12 protein-coding genes and 1 rRNA gene are annotated in these 16,056 nt (G+C 43.0%); 3 read left to right on the forward strand and 10 right to left on the reverse strand.

The genetic code is table 11. The features are described 5' to 3' along the window. The 8 genes from AACW75_RS23015 to dusA form a co-directional block, all read right to left on the reverse strand. Nucleotides 1-89, reverse strand: a 16S ribosomal RNA gene (locus AACW75_RS23015); the annotation flags it as partial. Between the two features lie 659 nt (nt 90-748). After that, nucleotides 749-1,525 (reverse strand): phosphoadenylyl-sulfate reductase, encoded by a 777-nt coding sequence (locus AACW75_RS23020; RefSeq protein ID WP_054548387.1) that lies wholly within the window; start codon nt 1,523-1,525, stop codon nt 749-751. Continuing rightward, nucleotides 1,518-3,245 carry an assimilatory sulfite reductase (NADPH) hemoprotein subunit gene (gene cysI / locus AACW75_RS23025; protein WP_145572164.1) on the reverse strand — a complete coding sequence of 576 codons (1,728 nt, stop codon included), beginning with the start codon at nt 3,243-3,245 and terminating at the stop codon, nt 1,518-1,520. The genes AACW75_RS23020 and cysI overlap by 8 nt, the downstream gene beginning before the upstream one ends. Beyond that, nucleotides 3,245-5,110: an assimilatory sulfite reductase (NADPH) flavoprotein subunit gene (locus AACW75_RS23030; RefSeq protein WP_145566086.1), complete on the reverse strand. Its 1,866-nt coding sequence runs from the start codon at nt 5,108-5,110 to the stop codon at nt 3,245-3,247. The genes cysI and AACW75_RS23030 overlap by 1 nt, the downstream gene beginning before the upstream one ends. A gap of 122 nt (nt 5,111-5,232) precedes the next feature. Further along, nucleotides 5,233-5,463 (reverse strand): hypothetical protein, encoded by a 231-nt coding sequence (locus tag AACW75_RS23035; RefSeq protein ID WP_017073465.1) that lies wholly within the window; start codon nt 5,461-5,463, stop codon nt 5,233-5,235. 201 nt (nt 5,464-5,664) lie between these two features. Then, the gene (locus AACW75_RS23040; RefSeq protein ID WP_065682097.1) at nt 5,665-6,333 is read right to left on the reverse strand and encodes a TIGR04219 family outer membrane beta-barrel protein; all 669 of its coding nucleotides are present in this window, start codon (nt 6,331-6,333) and stop codon (nt 5,665-5,667) included. A gap of 135 nt (nt 6,334-6,468) precedes the next feature. Continuing rightward, complete coding sequence (pspG, locus tag AACW75_RS23045; protein WP_004735816.1) at nt 6,469-6,690, reverse strand: envelope stress response protein PspG; 222 nt, start codon at nt 6,688-6,690, stop codon at nt 6,469-6,471. 249 nt (nt 6,691-6,939) lie between these two features. Further along, on the reverse strand, nt 6,940-7,920 hold the full coding sequence (gene dusA / locus AACW75_RS23050) for a tRNA dihydrouridine(20/20a) synthase DusA (RefSeq protein WP_145572165.1): 981 nt from the start codon (nt 7,918-7,920) through the stop codon (nt 6,940-6,942). Nucleotides 7,921-8,163: 243 nt separating this feature from the next. Here dusA and AACW75_RS23055 point away from each other — a divergent pair, with 243 nt between their 5' ends. The 3 genes from AACW75_RS23055 to AACW75_RS23065 all read left to right on the forward strand — a co-directional run bounded on the left by AACW75_RS23055 (nt 8,164) and on the right by AACW75_RS23065 (nt 11,707). Next, complete coding sequence (locus AACW75_RS23055; RefSeq protein WP_145572166.1) at nt 8,164-9,231, forward strand: site-specific integrase; 1,068 nt, start codon at nt 8,164-8,166, stop codon at nt 9,229-9,231. A gap of 171 nt (nt 9,232-9,402) precedes the next feature. Next, the gene (locus AACW75_RS23060; RefSeq protein ID WP_145572167.1) at nt 9,403-10,578 is read left to right on the forward strand and encodes a site-specific integrase; all 1,176 of its coding nucleotides are present in this window, start codon (nt 9,403-9,405) and stop codon (nt 10,576-10,578) included. 73 nt (nt 10,579-10,651) lie between these two features. Next, complete coding sequence (locus AACW75_RS23065) at nt 10,652-11,707, forward strand: AAA family ATPase (RefSeq protein WP_145572168.1); 1,056 nt, start codon at nt 10,652-10,654, stop codon at nt 11,705-11,707. 70 nt (nt 11,708-11,777) lie between these two features. Here the strand turns inward: AACW75_RS23065 and AACW75_RS23070 are convergent, their stop codons facing one another. Together AACW75_RS23070 and AACW75_RS23075 are read right to left on the reverse strand one after the other, a co-directional pair. Further along, the gene (locus tag AACW75_RS23070; RefSeq protein WP_145572169.1) at nt 11,778-12,800 is read right to left on the reverse strand and encodes a hypothetical protein; all 1,023 of its coding nucleotides are present in this window, start codon (nt 12,798-12,800) and stop codon (nt 11,778-11,780) included. After that, the gene (locus AACW75_RS23075; protein WP_237297567.1) at nt 12,787-16,020 is read right to left on the reverse strand and encodes a type I restriction endonuclease subunit R; all 3,234 of its coding nucleotides are present in this window, start codon (nt 16,018-16,020) and stop codon (nt 12,787-12,789) included. The genes AACW75_RS23070 and AACW75_RS23075 overlap by 14 nt, the downstream gene beginning before the upstream one ends. Nucleotides 16,021-16,056: the final 36 nt, after the last annotated feature.

Below are 16,056 nucleotides of genomic sequence, written 5' to 3' on the forward strand. Positions count from 1 at the left end.
AAGATTCAATGTTGTCGTTTCCGCTCGACTTGCATGTGTTAGGCCTGCCGCCAGCGTTCAATCTGAGCCATGATCAAACTCTTCAATTTAAGATTTTGTGACTCAACGAATACTGACTTCAAAACTAATATTTACCGAAGTAAACATGTAATTCTAAAGCTATTACCATTCCAACAGAATGGTAATGAATTGACTGTGCCAAAATTAAGTAAACTTAATTTTGTATTGGTCACTCAGTTCATTGAAATCAAGTTTGTTACCGAAGTAACTGCCATTCCTAAGAATGACGTTTTGATATTCATCAACGAGTGCCCACACAGATTGATAGGTTTAAATTGTTAAAGAGCTTCTCTTCGTTGTGACTTACATCACTTCGGAAGAGGCGGCCATTCTAGCGTTTTAATTCTCAGTGTCAAACACTTTTGAAAATTAATTTCCACTTTTAAAAAGTAGGAGCGAATAATCGCTTAAAGCTAGTTGCCTTACTAACATTCTTCGCTGAAGCCTTGTGGCGTCTACCGTGTCAGTGAGGCGGCATTATAGAGATGTTCCTCACATTGGCAAGTGTTTATTGCCGAAAAATGTAAAAATAACGGTTAGATGACGAATAAACACTCAAAGCCTTATTTGTGCAAGTTTAACTACAAAGTACTTACAGAATAACCACAGACTTATCCACAATTGCTCTAATTTTCATCCTAGAAACTAAAAAAGCTGCCTTGAGGCAGCTTTTTAAATGGCAATGAGTCTAAATCCCAGAGCCATATTGCTCTCCATCGTCTTCATGGAGACCACATTCTCGTTTTAGACCATTAAAACGGGTTTCTTCTTCAGTCATACCCGGTTCCCATTTCTTAGTCGTATGAGTATCTCCAACAGAAAGGTACCCCTGTTCGCGAAGTGGGTGGTAACTGAGGCCATGCTCTTCTAAATAATAATGAACATCTTTATTTGTCCAATCAATTACTGGCAAGAACTTAAACACACCATTTTGGATAGATAAGATAGGCAAGTTTGCACGCGATTGAGATTGCTCTCTTCTCAACCCAGAAAACCAAGTGCCAGCCTCGAGTTCATCCAGCGCTCTTCTCATCGGTTCAACTTTATTAAGCTTGTTGTACTTCTCTATCCCTTCTATACCTTGATCCCAAAGTTTGCCATATTGCGCTTCTTGCCAATTAGGGCTCTGCTGAGAACGAAAAACTTGAAGGTTTAGAGTCAACTTCTGACTTAACTCATCGATAAATTGATACGTTTCCGGGAATAGATACCCAGTGTCCGTAAGAATAACCGGAATATCTGGTTTTGCTTGAGTCACTAAGTGCAGCATCAACGCCGCTTGGATTCCGAAACTAGAAGACACAACATGTGTCCCTTCTAAATGTTCTAGTGCCCACTTAACTCTCTCTAATGCGGTTAGCTGCTCTAACTCAGCATTGATTTGTCCAAGACGAAGTATTTGCTCCGTCTTAGTCAATGCGAGTAGCTCTGCTAACTTCAGTTTTGAAGCGACAGAATTATGCATGCAGATCCCTCTTTGAAATGATCACCTCTTCGATGATGTCAGCTCGGATTGTAAAATCACCGAACCCTTCATTGTCGTTACGTTCCGTAGCCCAACGTCCCACCAGCGAATCAATCTCTTCTAAGATCTGAGCTGAAGTGATGTTCTCTTTATACATCTTCGGGATACGAGTTCCGGCTTTGTTGCCACCTAAGTGCATGTTGTAACGCCCCGGAGCCTTACCGACTAACCCCAGTTCAGCCAACATTGCACGACCACAACCGTTTGGACAACCCGTGATACGAAGGATAATGTTATCTTCTTCTGGTAATCCATGTTTATTCAGAATGTCTTCAACATCCGTTACAAACTCAGGAAGAAAACGCTCAGCTTCTGCCATTGCTAAAGGACATGTTGGGAATGCCACACAAGCCATTGAGTTTTTACGCTGCTCGGAAACGGCATCATCCATCAGACCGTATTGACGTGCCAGCTTTTCAATTTTTGCCTTTTGGCTCTTAGGCACACCTGCAACAATTAGGTTTTGGTTCGCTGTCATGCGGAAGTCACCTTTGTGGATCTTCGCTATTTCAGCAACACCTGTTTTCAGCGCTTTCCCAGGGAAATCAAGTAAACGACCATTTTCGATGAATAACGCTAAGTGTTGCTTACCATCAATGCCTTCCGCCCAACCGATACGATCGCCACGGCCAGTAAACTCATAAGGACGGCTTTCAGAAAACTCAACGCCTGCACGTTTTTCTACTTCTGCTTTGAATACATCAATACCAACACGGTCTAGTGTGTATTTGGTTTTTGCGTTCTTACGGTTCGAACGGTTACCCCAATCACGCTGAGTCGTTACCACCGCCGCAGCTACATCTAACGTTTTCTCTAATGGCACAAAACCAAAGTCGTCAGCTTTACGCGCATAAGTAGAAGTATCGCCGTGCGTCATTGCAAGACCACCGCCCACTAATACGTTAAAGCCCACCAGCTTTCCGTCTTTAGCAATCGCGATGAAGTTAAGATCGTTAGCATGCACATCTACGTCATTTTGCGGAGGAATTACAACCGTCGTCTTAAACTTACGTGGTAGGTAGTTGCTACCTAAGATAGGTTCTTCATCCGTTGTTGCTAGCTTTTCACCATCTAACCAGATTTCTGCATAAGCACGAGTCTTAGGTAATAGATGTTCACTGATCTTTTTCGCCCACTCGTAAGCTTCTTGATGGAGCTCGGACTCAACCGGGTTTGTCGTACACAAAACATTTCGGTTTACGTCACCCGCAGTCGCAATGGAATCAATACCAATACTGTTGAGTGTTTGGTGCATTAACTTAATGTTCGGCTTCAACACACCGTGAAACTGGAAAGTTTGACGAGTTGTGAGACGGATAGAACCATAAGAGGTGCTTTCATCTGCGAATTTATCAATCGCGAGCCACTGCTTCGGAGTGATAATGCCGCCAGGCATACGCGCACGCAGCATGACATTATGTAAAGGTTCTAGCTTTTGCTTGGTACGTTCATTACGGATGTCACGGTCATCTTGCTGATACATACCGTGGAAACGAATTAACTGAAAGTTATCGGCAGTAAAGCCACCCGTAATTCTATCTTGGAGATCTTGTTCAATCGTACCGCGAAGATTTTTACTTTCACGCTTCAAACGCTCGTTGTCAGCCAAAGGTCCCAGTACTTGACCTAGCACTTCTTGCTCTATTACTTGCTTGCTCATTAGTACACATCCCTTTGGTAACGTTTCGCTTTACGTAAATCATTAATATATTGTTCAGCTTGCTCGCGGCTCTGATCGCCATGTTTTTCCGCAATTGTAACTAACGCTTCATGAACATCTTTCGCCATTCGAGTCGCATCGCCACATACATAGAGGTACGCGCCCTCTTGAAGCCATTGCCAAACCTGAGCTGCTTGTTCAATTAAGCGATCTTGAACATAAACCTTTTCTTTTTGGTCACGACTAAAGGCAACATCAAGCTTGGTTAGCGCACCAGACTTAAGGTATTTCTGCCATTCAACTTGATATAAGAAATCTTGAGTGAAAGTTCGGTCACCAAAGAAGAGCCAACTTTTGCCTTCAGCATCATTGTTTTCACGCTCTTGAACAAAACTGCGGAACGGTGCGATACCGGTACCCGGGCCGACCATGATGATTGGCGTATTGTCGTCTTGTGGGAGTTTGAAGTTATTGTTGTTCTCTACAAACACCTTCACTTCACCACCTTCTTCAAGACGTTGAGCTAAGAAGCTAGAAGCTCCGCCTAAACGGGATTCATCGCCCTTTTGGTATTCAACCAGACCAACCGTCAAGTGAACTTCTTCATCCACTTCTGCTTGGCTTGATGCAATAGAATAGAGACGTGGAGTTAACTTACGTAGAAGACCGATTAGCTCATCAGCTGATAGCTTGGTTTTCTTCTCTGCTAGCACATCGACAATTTGAGTGTTACCCGCATATTCACGAAGCTTGTCTTTATCTTCCACCAGCTTGATCAACTTCTTGCTGCCCGATAGCTCAGCAAACTTAGACACAAGTTGAGGGTTTGAAGATGTAATCTCGAATTTACTAACGAGTGCGCTGTGGACAGATAAGTTATCACCATCGACATCAACACTTTCGATACCAGACAACCCAACCTTAGAAAGGATCTGATTTGCGAGTTCTGAACTGTTTTCAAACCATACACCTAGCGCATCACCAGGTTGGTAAGTGATACCTGACTCATCAAGATCAATCTCGATATGACGAACATCTTTGCCCGAGTCGCGACCCGTGATCTTTTGACTAGTCAGTAATGTCGCCGTGTATGGGTTTTGTTTGGTGTATTGCGAATGACCAGCGGCCACTTGACCAACAGGTAATTGAACCACATCGGCTTCAGTGCCTGTCGATAACGTCTCTTTTACTTGCTCTAATGCTTTAGCACGCCACTCTGTTGCCGATGCTTCGTAATCAACATCACAATCAAGACGGTCAACAAACGATTTAGCACCAAGCTTAGCTAAGAAGTTATCGAAGTCTTTCGCGGTTTGGCAGAAGAACTCGTAGCTTGAATCACCTAAACCAATCACACCATATTGTAAGTTTGATAATTTAGGTGCTTTCTTCGATTGTAGGAATTCGTGCAACTCAATGGCGTTATCAGGAGCTTCACCTTCGCCATTAGTTGAAGCAACAAAAATGACGTGTGTCTCTTTGGCTAGGTTCTTACCTTTATAGTCACTTGCATCGAAAAGCTCGACAGCAATACCTAAGGCTTTCGCTTCTGCTGCAAGTGATTCAGCAACACCTTTAGCATTACCCGTTTGAGAAGCGAAGATAATACTTAACTTACCCGCAGGTTTAGCCGCGACTGCAGCGGCAGCTTGAGCAATTGGCGCAGCTGCACCGACAGGCTGAGCTTGGCTCACACCCCAAAGGTAACCGCTGACCCATGCCAGTTGTTGAGAAGATAATTCAGAAACAGTGTGTTGAAGATGACCCAGTTGTTGGTCATTAAGTGGAGCTGCCAGCCCAGGTAACTCATTAGTTCCAGACTGTGCATTATTATTTTGTGAAGACTCTTTCTTATTTAAAGACATGGTCACGACATCCCTAATCATTGCGTGACAATAGATTAACCACTCCCTTTAATAACTAGAAAGAATAGAAACGTATGTTTTATAACTTTTTGGAAGTAAAAAGCGATTGAACACTAAATTGATTATTGGTTTTCAATCCGGACTTGTTGAAAGCCAACCGCCATTGCCGACTTTGATGCTAAATCTAGATCAGCGTAATGGCACTCTTCACCATGAACATCGGTAAGCAGAACGAAGCCTCCTCCCATATGGCGAAACTCGACAACCCACGTCCCTTCTTGAATCGAGGGCTCAATAACCGCTTCAACTAACAGGTTTTCTCGATACAAATTTCGTAATTCATTGAGTGTCATATTTCATCCCTTGCTTTGACCTCACAACATAGACCTTATAAGAATAGACGCTAATTAGATCTCTGTATTAAGGATGGTCGAAAGTGATGAATGTGCTAACTAATTCCAGAAAGATATATACCCAAGTAACCAATAGATATAAAAAAACGCCACTTAATAAAGTGGCGTTCTTAAAATTCGTTCTTAATGAGCTTGAATAGCCTAGAAGCGCACTTCTGCACCAGCGAACCAGCCATCGACCATGACAAACTCTTTACCTAACTCTGAAGAGAAGAACTCTTCAGACTCAAGGTCGATCACACGGTAGCCACCACGCAGTGCTATCTCGGTTTCCGCTACAGGGATTCGGTACTGAACACCCGCCATCAAATCCGTGCTCTTAATACCACTGCTATCACCGAACTCCATCGTACCGATGATATCGAAATTGGTCTCAGGAACGTTGATCTCTGCGTTGCCGTAGAAGCTCCAAGTGAATTCATCAAAGCTTGTTTGAGCGCCACCCGTTTTCGGTTCGATATAATTCGAGTTTGAATACTGAGTAAACGTCACACCCGCATCGAAGTTCATCAGCTTGTGATCTAACAACGTGTAATAGAAGGTGTAGTCGTACTTATCGAAAGCCAATGAATCTGCATCAACAGAAGTATAGCGAAAGCTAGCGTTTGGTAGCATCGGGGCATTATGCTCAAATGCGAGATACAACGAAGGTGAGTTAGAATCATCATCTTGTCTAACTTCGTTTAGCTTTGTACTTCCCCACCACATATCGGCACCGACTTTAGCCGTGTAAGAAAACTCTTCTTCAGCAGACACTGCCGAGCTTAAAGATAGCATTCCCACTAAAGCAATTAATGGCATTTTATTCATTTGAGATAGCTCCAATTCCATATCGTTGTGCTAATTGTATGCACATTCATAGATTATTGGGGAAAATTCTATCACACATCTTAAATTCTAAAACGATAAACCGATGACGATCAAAGATTTGACGACACCATGACCTTAGTAACGTCTTTGGTTAGAACTGTGTACAAAGTTTTTGAAAAACCAGATACCCAATGCAATCACAATTAACCAAGGCAGCAACTTAAACACAACCCCCATCATACCTAAGACCAACATGACGACTAACGCGATTCCGGTTGCAGCTAATACCGTCATAAACGTGATACCAGTGACAAGTAGAGTTGCGACGAAAATAAGAACAAAGATTAATTCAAACATAATGGTCTCCCTAATGAGTTAATGACCTATCTTTCCTACTTTCTAGCATTGCAGCTTCCATACCAAGTTAGTAAAACCAATAAAACCCTTACTTATCAGATAAATAAAAAGCCACACATCTAAATGCGTGGCTTTTAAAGAAACTATCAATGGCAAATTTAGCCTCTAGTGGCGAATTTAACCTTAGGTTTTTAAGCTTAGGTTTTTTAGCTTGGGTTTTTAAGCTCGAACTTTTAACCTCGAGGGAGGTTATACGTTTAGCTCTTTAGGGATCTTAGCCAATGCTGTCTGCATCACTTCGATACCTGCACCTTTCTTATGTGCGTTTTCACTGATGTAGCGACGCCATTGTCTTGCGCCCGGCATGCTTTGGAACAAACCAAGCATATGACGAGAGATGTGTCCTAAGCTTGCACCATTTGAAAGCTCACGCTCAATGTACGGGTACATTTCTTCAACCACTTGTGAGCGCTTCTTGATTGGCGTGTCTAAACCAAAGATCTGCTGATCGACTTCAGCCAAGATAAACGGGCTATGGTAAGCCTCACGACCGATCATCACACCATCAAGGTGTTGCAAGTGCTCTTTAGTTTGCTCCAGAGTAGTAACGCCACCATTCACGGCAATCACAAGATCAGAGAAGTCTTTCTTGATTTGGTATGCACGATCGTAATCTAGCGGTGGAATCTCTCGGTTCTCTTTCGGGCTAAGACCACTCAACCATGCTTTACGAGCATGAATAGTAAATTGCTCACAGCCGCCTTTTTCAGAAACCGTCGAAACAAACTTAGTTAAGAACTCATAAGAGTCTTGGTCGTCGATACCAATACGCGTTTTCACGGTAATTGGAATATCAGTGACTTCTTTCATCGCCGACACACAATCTGCCACCAGCTCAGGCTCAGCCATTAGGCAAGCACCAAAGCGACCATTCTGAACTCGGTCTGAAGGACAACCGACATTAAGGTTGATTTCATCATAGCCACGCTCACCAGCAAGCTTGGCACAAGCAGCCAGATCAACCGGGTTTGAACCGCCGAGTTGAAGCGCAAGAGGATGTTCTTGTTCGTTATATTCTAGAAAATCGCCCTTACCATGTAAGATCGCACCTGTTGTTATCATTTCCGTGTACAGAAGCGTCTGCTGAGAAAGCAAACGGTGAAAGTAACGACAGTGACGGTCAGTCCAATCGAGCATGGGTGCTACCGAGAATCGAGATGGTGTGAACATATTTCAAAAACCCTTATAATTTAGCGAGTTACAGTTAATACCACATAGGGGCATTGCTATATATTTCATCCGATTTCAGCCTATTTTGACACTAGGGGACAGATCGGGGGACAAATGAGGGACATTAACTGTCCCCCAAACGAGTATTCAAGGAGCGGATTATAGCGATCAGTCGCTAGTGCTTCAATGATCACGAGAGACATAAAAGTAGAGCACCTCTTCATCAACAGATAAGAGGTTCTTATGGCTACAATTCACATCGAAAAAATTAAACGCAATTCAGGGATCAAGTATAAAGCGCGTGTTAGAGCAACACGTCACAACAAACGAGTATTTGAAAAATCAAAAACATTTACCAAGAAAACTGATGCCACCAAATGGGCAAAAGAGATCGTTAAAGAGCTAGATGAGCAGGGTATTCCTTCACTTGATGCCCCTAAGAGAAGCATCTTAATTGGTGACCTCATCACCCTCTACCTAAATGACCGAATTACTTCTAAAGATCTTGGCCGCTCCAAAGCGGCTGTTTTGAGACGGTTGCGTAGTTATGACATTGCTTTGGTGCAAGCAGATCAGCTTAGTGCCCACCATTTAGTTAGACATTGCCGAGAACGTTTGCAAGAACCGACAGCACCACTGCCGCAAACTGTCTACCAAGACGTCACATATCTGCGTAGTGTTATTAACGTTGCAGGGCCAATGTTTGGATATTTAGCCAACATACACGCCCACAATGAGGCAATACCGACACTTGTCCAATACGGATTAATAGGCCGAAGTAACCAACGCGACCGCCGACCAACGAAAGAAGAGTTGATATTGGCTGAAGAAGGCTTGAATAAGCGTCAGAGCCATCGAGCATCACATATTCCACTCGTTGATATCTTCCACATATCGATTCTAACCTGTATGAGGCTTGGAGAGATCACTCGTGTTACGTGGGACGATTTAAACCTCAAAGACGGCACATTGACCATTCGAGACCGTAAGGATCCTAGAAGAAAGAAAGGTAATCATTGCACGATACCACTGTTCCCTGAGGCATTAGAGATCATCAAACGGCAGGCTAAAAGCGAAGAGTGCATCTTCCCGTATAAAGCGACCTCAGTAGGCGCGGCATGGCAACGTATGTGCCGAGAACAAGGTATTAGTGACTTACACTATCACGACCTCCGTGCTGAAGGCGCATGCCAACTGTTTGAACGGGGGTTGAACATTGTAGAAATATCCAAAATCACGGGGCACAGAGATATCAATGTGTTGAACAACATTTATTTACGGCTTGGTGTCGGTACTCTCCACACTCGATAGGATGTTAAAAAAAGGAAAAAACCTGTGTAATAGCAGTTTTTTTTGATCAACCTCACATTTTTCAGTGATCAAGCCTGATTTTTTTATTACTTTCAATAAGTAACAATTCGAACGTAAGTGTGTGAATCACTTCAATTCTGATTATATAAACAACTTTCCCTGCGAACCTAAGTGCGTGAAACAGTTGAAAAACCCAATCATTTTACTTTGACAAATCATGAGGTTAGATTAAATCCAGCAGCCGAAAACGGCATTCATTTGGAGATAGGCACAATGCCTGCAATTTTCGTAGAAAAATCTAAACCACAAAACACTGACTGCACCAAACACAAAGTACGTGCACGAACTCACCAAGCTGACCCTTTTGTTGGTCAGAAGTCACGAACTTTTCCAACCCTAGCAAAAGCAATGGCTTTCCAAAAAAAACTCGAAGGTCAACTTGCGAAGGGAGATTTTAGTTTCTTCTCCCAAGTACAAAGACACTTATCTATGTCAGGTGTTATCGGTGCGTATATCAATAGTCCTCTTTTCATTGATTTGAAGGTTGGGGTTATTCCATTACTCAAACGCATCGCCTTGACTCCTTTTGGATCAGCTCCAGCCGACCAACTAAAAGCCTATCACTGGTTTAATTTAGCTAAAGACATGCATGACAATTGGGGCAACAAACCTCAAACAGTTGCACACAACCTATCAGTGCTGCGCTCAACCTTACAAAATTGTAAAACAATGCTTCGACTAGATATTGAACTCGGTGGGTATGCCGATGCCATCGCAACATCAAGGCGTATAGGTTTTATATCACGTAGTGAGGAACGTACTCGCCGCCCAACAAAAGCTGAGTTAAATGCAATTGCAGTAGAACTTGGAAGCTCTCGCCACAAAATTCCAATGTTGGATATTGTTGAGTTTGCACTAGAAACAGGAGCAAGACGCGGAGAGATCTGTAGCGAAAAAATCTGTTGGGGAAATTGGAATGCTGAAAGCCGCATCCTCACGATCAGTAATCGAAAAACACCGAAACAAGGTCAGAAGATAACTTCAACTTTTGAGCTGTCTCTTAAAGCTATAGAAATCATTATGCGACAGCCAAAGAGCAAAGATAGTGACCCTATATTCCCCTACAAGGCTAATTCTGTAAGTGCCTCTTGGCGAAGAACGATGAAAAAGCTTGAGATTGAAGACCTGCATTTTCACGACCTTCGAGCGGAAGCCCTGTGCCGTCTTTATGAAGAAAACTGGAGTCTATCTGCGATTTCAAAAGTATCAGGTCATCGTGATTTAAATATCTTGAACAATATTTACTTACGCTTCTACCCAACACGAGCAAGTCTTTTAGCCGCTTAACTCCACTTTAAGTCCTATCCCCTAAAATTGGGGAGGGGTAACGCTTACCTACAGAAAGAGAATACTAATTAATATGAACATACAACCAAAAAGACAATATGGTTCTTTGGAATTTTCTATCGGATCAGAGGGATTCGACAACAACCAGTCTTGGCTTGTAAAAAGTTTCTTCTCTAAGTCTTCATTTGGCGTTATTTACGGTAAATCCGGTTCGCGAAAATCCTTTATTGCAATAGACCTGAGTTGCTCAATCGCTACCAGCACACCATGGCAAAATAAAACCGTTGCCGCTGGTGCTGTAGTCTACGTGGCTGCCGAAGGACAAACAGGAATGGCTCGACGTGTAAGAGCATGGGAAATAACGAACGGTAAAAATGTAGACAACCTTTACATGCTAGGTCAAAGCTTGCTTCTATCTGATGCTTCTGACAGAAGGAGTTTAATTGATTCTATTCATGATATTGAGAATAAGCATGGGGTTAAAGTTCAGTTAGTAGTCCTTGATACACTCGCTCGTAACTTTGAAGGGGATGAAAATAGTTCGGACGCCATGGGCAAGTTTATTCGTGGCTGCGATACAGTTAAGGAGGTTGCCGACACTACTATCTTATGCGTACACCACTGTGGCAAAGATACCTCAAAGGGGGGTCGTGGAAGCTCGGCTCTTATTGGTGCTTGTGATTTTGAGTTTAAAGTTACACACAACGTCACTACTAACCTTACAACGCTAAGCAACACCAAACAAAAAGACGCCGAAGCTGCACCTGACTTTGAATTTGATTTTCAAGCCGTAGATCTAGGTACCGTTTGTGACGAAAATAAGCCCATTACATCTTTAGCCTTAACAGAGCCAGCAGCTATCAAACAAGAAGCAAATGGTGAGAACAACCCTGTATTAAAAGCGTTACGCGAGGAATTTAAAGGACAATGTACAAGGGATGAACTACGAATGGCTTGCTTTCCCCCTCAACAAAATATCAAGGCGAATACGACCAACCAACAATTCAAACGTGCTTTGTCTAACTTACAAGATGAAGGGCTGATCACCATTCATCAAAAAGGCATAAAGGCACACGCGAGCGACGAAATTAAAATGTCTCAACAATACGAGCTACCACTTGAATTGTAGAGTAACCTTTCTCAATGACAAGTGACGCACTTATAAGTGCGTCACTTGTCATTGAAAATGTGTACTCTAATTATTCAGCTTCGATCGTAAATTTAATCGTCGGAAACCGCGATTCAATCTCATCAATAAAGCGCTGTATATTGCCTATACCCCAGTTTCTGACCACATAGTAGCCCTGCTCTTCAAAAACTAGCTCTGGTTCTTTGTGTACACGATACTTACGGTATTTACGTTCATTATCTTTGACCTCACTTTCCATTTTTATCAATGGAAAAGAGCATGACGTGTTTTGGCGGAGAAACTCAAAAGAGTGACTATCTAACAGCCCAGACTCCAAAACAGCTTGAACGGTAAACAAACCAAGATCAGATTTTTTGAAGCGGGTTTTGAAAGGCTGAGCGTCGATAGACAGTGATATAACTGAAGAGTCACGCTGGCCTACTCGTGCAGCCCTCTCCTCTCTTTTCTTATGACGAACTTCAATCTGGTAATCGAATGCTTCAGGGAGTGGGATGATCTGCTCTACATTGAGTAATAGACGCTCATCAAGCCGTAATGGATTCAAACGAACACAGGTAATGTCTAGTCCCATATCATTAACCCAAAGCACTGACGTCGTGATCTCTTTGGAAAAGTTTCGAGCAGCAAGAACAATACGAACATCCTTGCCAAACTCATCTTCTTGAGGTGAATCCCAATCAAGAAAATCAAGCAGTGAACTTTCGGCATCCTGTGCTTGTTCTGTCTGAGCTAAGAACTCTTTATAAGCACTCACCGCTTGTTCCCAAGTAAGGTTGGCAACCATAGCGGCATAACGAATGGCTTGAAGTTCCATATGACCGCCATCGTCATCCCTTTTTAGTTCAATGACGACAAGGTTCGCTGATTTGTCTATCCCTAACAAATCAATACGGCGATTAGACTCTACAAAATGGCCGTACTCTTCTGCAATCACCAAAGTATCAGGGCTAATAGCCTCAATATTGGCTCTCAGTAGGCGTTGAATATCTTGCCTTTCTTTTAGCCTCTCTGCTTCAAAAGAAGTGGGTTCTACCTTAATTAAAGTATCTTTCGCTAACTCATAGATTGCCATTCATCCCCTCCTTCCCGCTGACCATATCAAACATGACATTAAGCACAGCTTGACGAGTATTAGGATCACTTAGGTACTTGACCATCATTTCCTGCTCGGCACTAGAGCTAGCCATAACTGCATCGTCACTAGCCTGAGGGAAGTCACCTAACATCGCCGCAGCTTTCGGGTTATTTTTAATTTGAGCCATCACCATTTCATTTTCGCGGACTTTCTCACTCCACTTACGAACAGTATTTAACATGTCACCATCAGAAAGATTTTCATTGGCAAACGCTTCATTAAGCTTATCCAAGACCAAAGATAAAAACTCTTCCTGTTTATCCTTGGCCTTAGCAGTACCTATATCGGTACTTGGCTCAAGTTGGTAATCCGGAGCATCTTCTTTGAGCTGAATATCTTGCTGACGGATCTTTGATAGACGGTAGTGACTCATTACCACGTTATCTAAATCTAACTCATCTTCCTCAATCACCTTCTCACGAAGCAACGGACGCAAGTGACGAGCGTATAAGCTCAGTTTTTCTAGCTCTTTATCATCGTAATCAACGAGCTGAGACATAAACTCATAGAAACGGGTGAAACTGCCGAGATCCTTCTTGAATATCTCAAGACGGTCTTTCTCTTGCTTGCAGTCTTTGAAGCTATTTTCAGCGTTCGCAATAAGAACGGCATCGCCTGTCTTCTTGGTACGCTCAAACATCTCTTTGGCTTTGATGTAAGCCTCTACCGCAGAGGTATAACGCTTTTGCCAGCGTTCTTTGGCTGGGTGACAAATGTTACTAATCGCAGCATTAGACTTTTTCTTAGTAAAGAAGGCTTCACAGAACTGCTCTACTTCAGACCATAAGAAAATGCCACTCGTGCGCAGCTTCTCATACAGATCAAACACCATATTAGGATCGGTGACGTCCGCCAATTCTGCGGTTTGATAATACGGTTGGAAGGAACCCAAAATCTCATCAGGTTCATTGTAAAAGTCTAATACGAAGGTTCCCGTTTCTGCCTTGCCCGGATAAGTACGGTTAAGGCGAGAAAGTGTTTGAACACACTCAACACCGCCTAGCTTCTTATCAACATACATAGCGCACAGCTTAGGCTGGTCAAAGCCCGTTTGGAACTTGTTCGCGACAAGCATTACTTGATAGTCATCGCTATCGAAGGCTTTACGCATATCCCGACCTTTTAAGTCTGGGTTCATGTTCTTTTCAGTGAACTTTTGATCGATGAAAGCAAAGCTATCAGGATCATTTGCGTTGAATTCAACTTCGCCCGAGAAAGCTACCATAGCGCGAATCGCATCATAGCCACTCTTGTTCTCGGCGAGCGCATCCGCCACGTACTTGTCAAAAGCTAGCTTATAACGCACCGCCTCTTTGCGAGAACTCGTGACCACCATTGCTTTAGCCTGACCACCTAATAAGCCCATGACGTTATCTTTGAAGTGCTCAACAATCACTTTCACTTTTTGTGAGATATTATGATCGTGCAGGCGTACCCATTGATTCAACTTCACCTTAGCTTTCTTACTGTCGACTTCTTTATCAGCAGCATCCACCTTCTGCGCTAATTGATACATCACCTTGTAGTTGGTGTAGTTCTTTAGCACATCCAGAATAAAGCCCTCTTCAATAGCTTGACGCATTGAATACACATGATACGCTTCTGGTTTGTTCTGCTTTGATGGTGCAAGCTCAGGCTTGGGTAAACGCCCAAATAGCTCCATGGTCTTTGGTTTAGGGGTTGCCGTGAATGCGTAGTAGTTTAGATTCGCACTGCCTTTACGTGCGGCAATGGTCGCATCCAAAATATCTTCCGAAGACAACTCGACATCATCATCGGCTTCTTCGGTCATCAATACTTCTTTTAACTGACGAGCAGTAGAACCACTTTGTGATGAGTGCGCTTCATCCGCAATTACGGCATAGCTACGCTCTTTCAAGCTCGTGCTGTTTTCTATCGCACGCAGAACAAACGGGAAGGTTTGAATGGTCACAATGATGATAGGTTGCGAGTTCTCTAACGCTGAAGCCAGCTTCTCAGACTTAGAGCCATCACCTTCTTTGTTATTGATACGCCCTACCACACCATCGGCATGTTCAAATTGATAGATAGTATCTTGTAGTTGATCATCAAGAACGGTACGGTCAGTTACAACAATAACAGAATGGAATTGCTTGTTACCTTCAGCGTCATAAAGTGTAGATAACTGATGCGCTGTCCATGCAATAGAGTTCGACTTACCCGAGCCCGCACTATGCTGCACAAGATATTTGTTACCAGTGCCTTCTTCGATGGCGGCGTCAATCAGCTTCGTCACCACATCCCACTGGTGATAACGCGGGAAGATAAGCGCTTCTTTCTTGTATTTACGCCCTTCCCAGTCTTCCTTCTCTTCAATTTGCAGATGAACAAAGCGACCGATGATATCCAATAGGTTGTCAGGGACTAATACCTCATTCCACAGATAATCTGTAGCATAACGGCTCTTATCTTTAGGTACATCGTTACCCGCACCGCCTTCTTTAGTGCCTTTGTTGAAAGGCAGGAAGAAGGTGTCATCACCTGCCAGTTTGGTTGCCATGTACACTTCATACTGGCTGACGGCGAAATGCACCAAAGCACCACGTTTAAAGCTGAGTAACGGCTCAAGCTTTTTGGTAGCAGGGTCTTTAGGTAGGCGAGTGCGTTTATACTGCTTAACTGCGTTCTCTACCGCTTGTTTGAACTCTGATTTCAATTCAAGGGTTGAAACAGGTAAACCATTAACGAACAGGACTAGATCAATACGCCACGCTTTGGCTTTTTTACCAGTTGCTTCTAAGTGTTCTTTAGTGGCATAGGGGCTGTAAACAAGCTCAGGAACAATACGACAAATGTTCTGCTGATAACGTGCCAAGGTTTCAGGGTTTAGGTTATGCTCGGGTTTAAATTGACAAAGGGAGAATCTAACCTTCCTAATTTTTAATCCATGACGCAGAACACCGAGCGTTCCCCACAAACGAGATTGTTTATCGGTAGCATTTTCATCGGCCTTATTAAGTTGAGCAACTAATAGCTCTAAAAAGTGGCGTTCAGTTTCATTTGGATAGATCTTACAAAGCTTATCCCACTCTTTTGATTGGGTATCTTTTACGAAGTTCAGTACATCTTGTTCATACAGTGCCGACTCTCGGTTGTAGCCTTCAGGTTTTCCTTCTACCCAACCATTAGCAACCATTTGATGAATAATATCAGCTTGAAATGCACTCTCTAG

Origin of the sequence: Vibrio sp. L3-7 (assembly GCF_963898195.1) — a bacterium.
Classification (GTDB): domain Bacteria; phylum Pseudomonadota; class Gammaproteobacteria; order Enterobacterales; family Vibrionaceae; genus Vibrio; species Vibrio echinoideorum.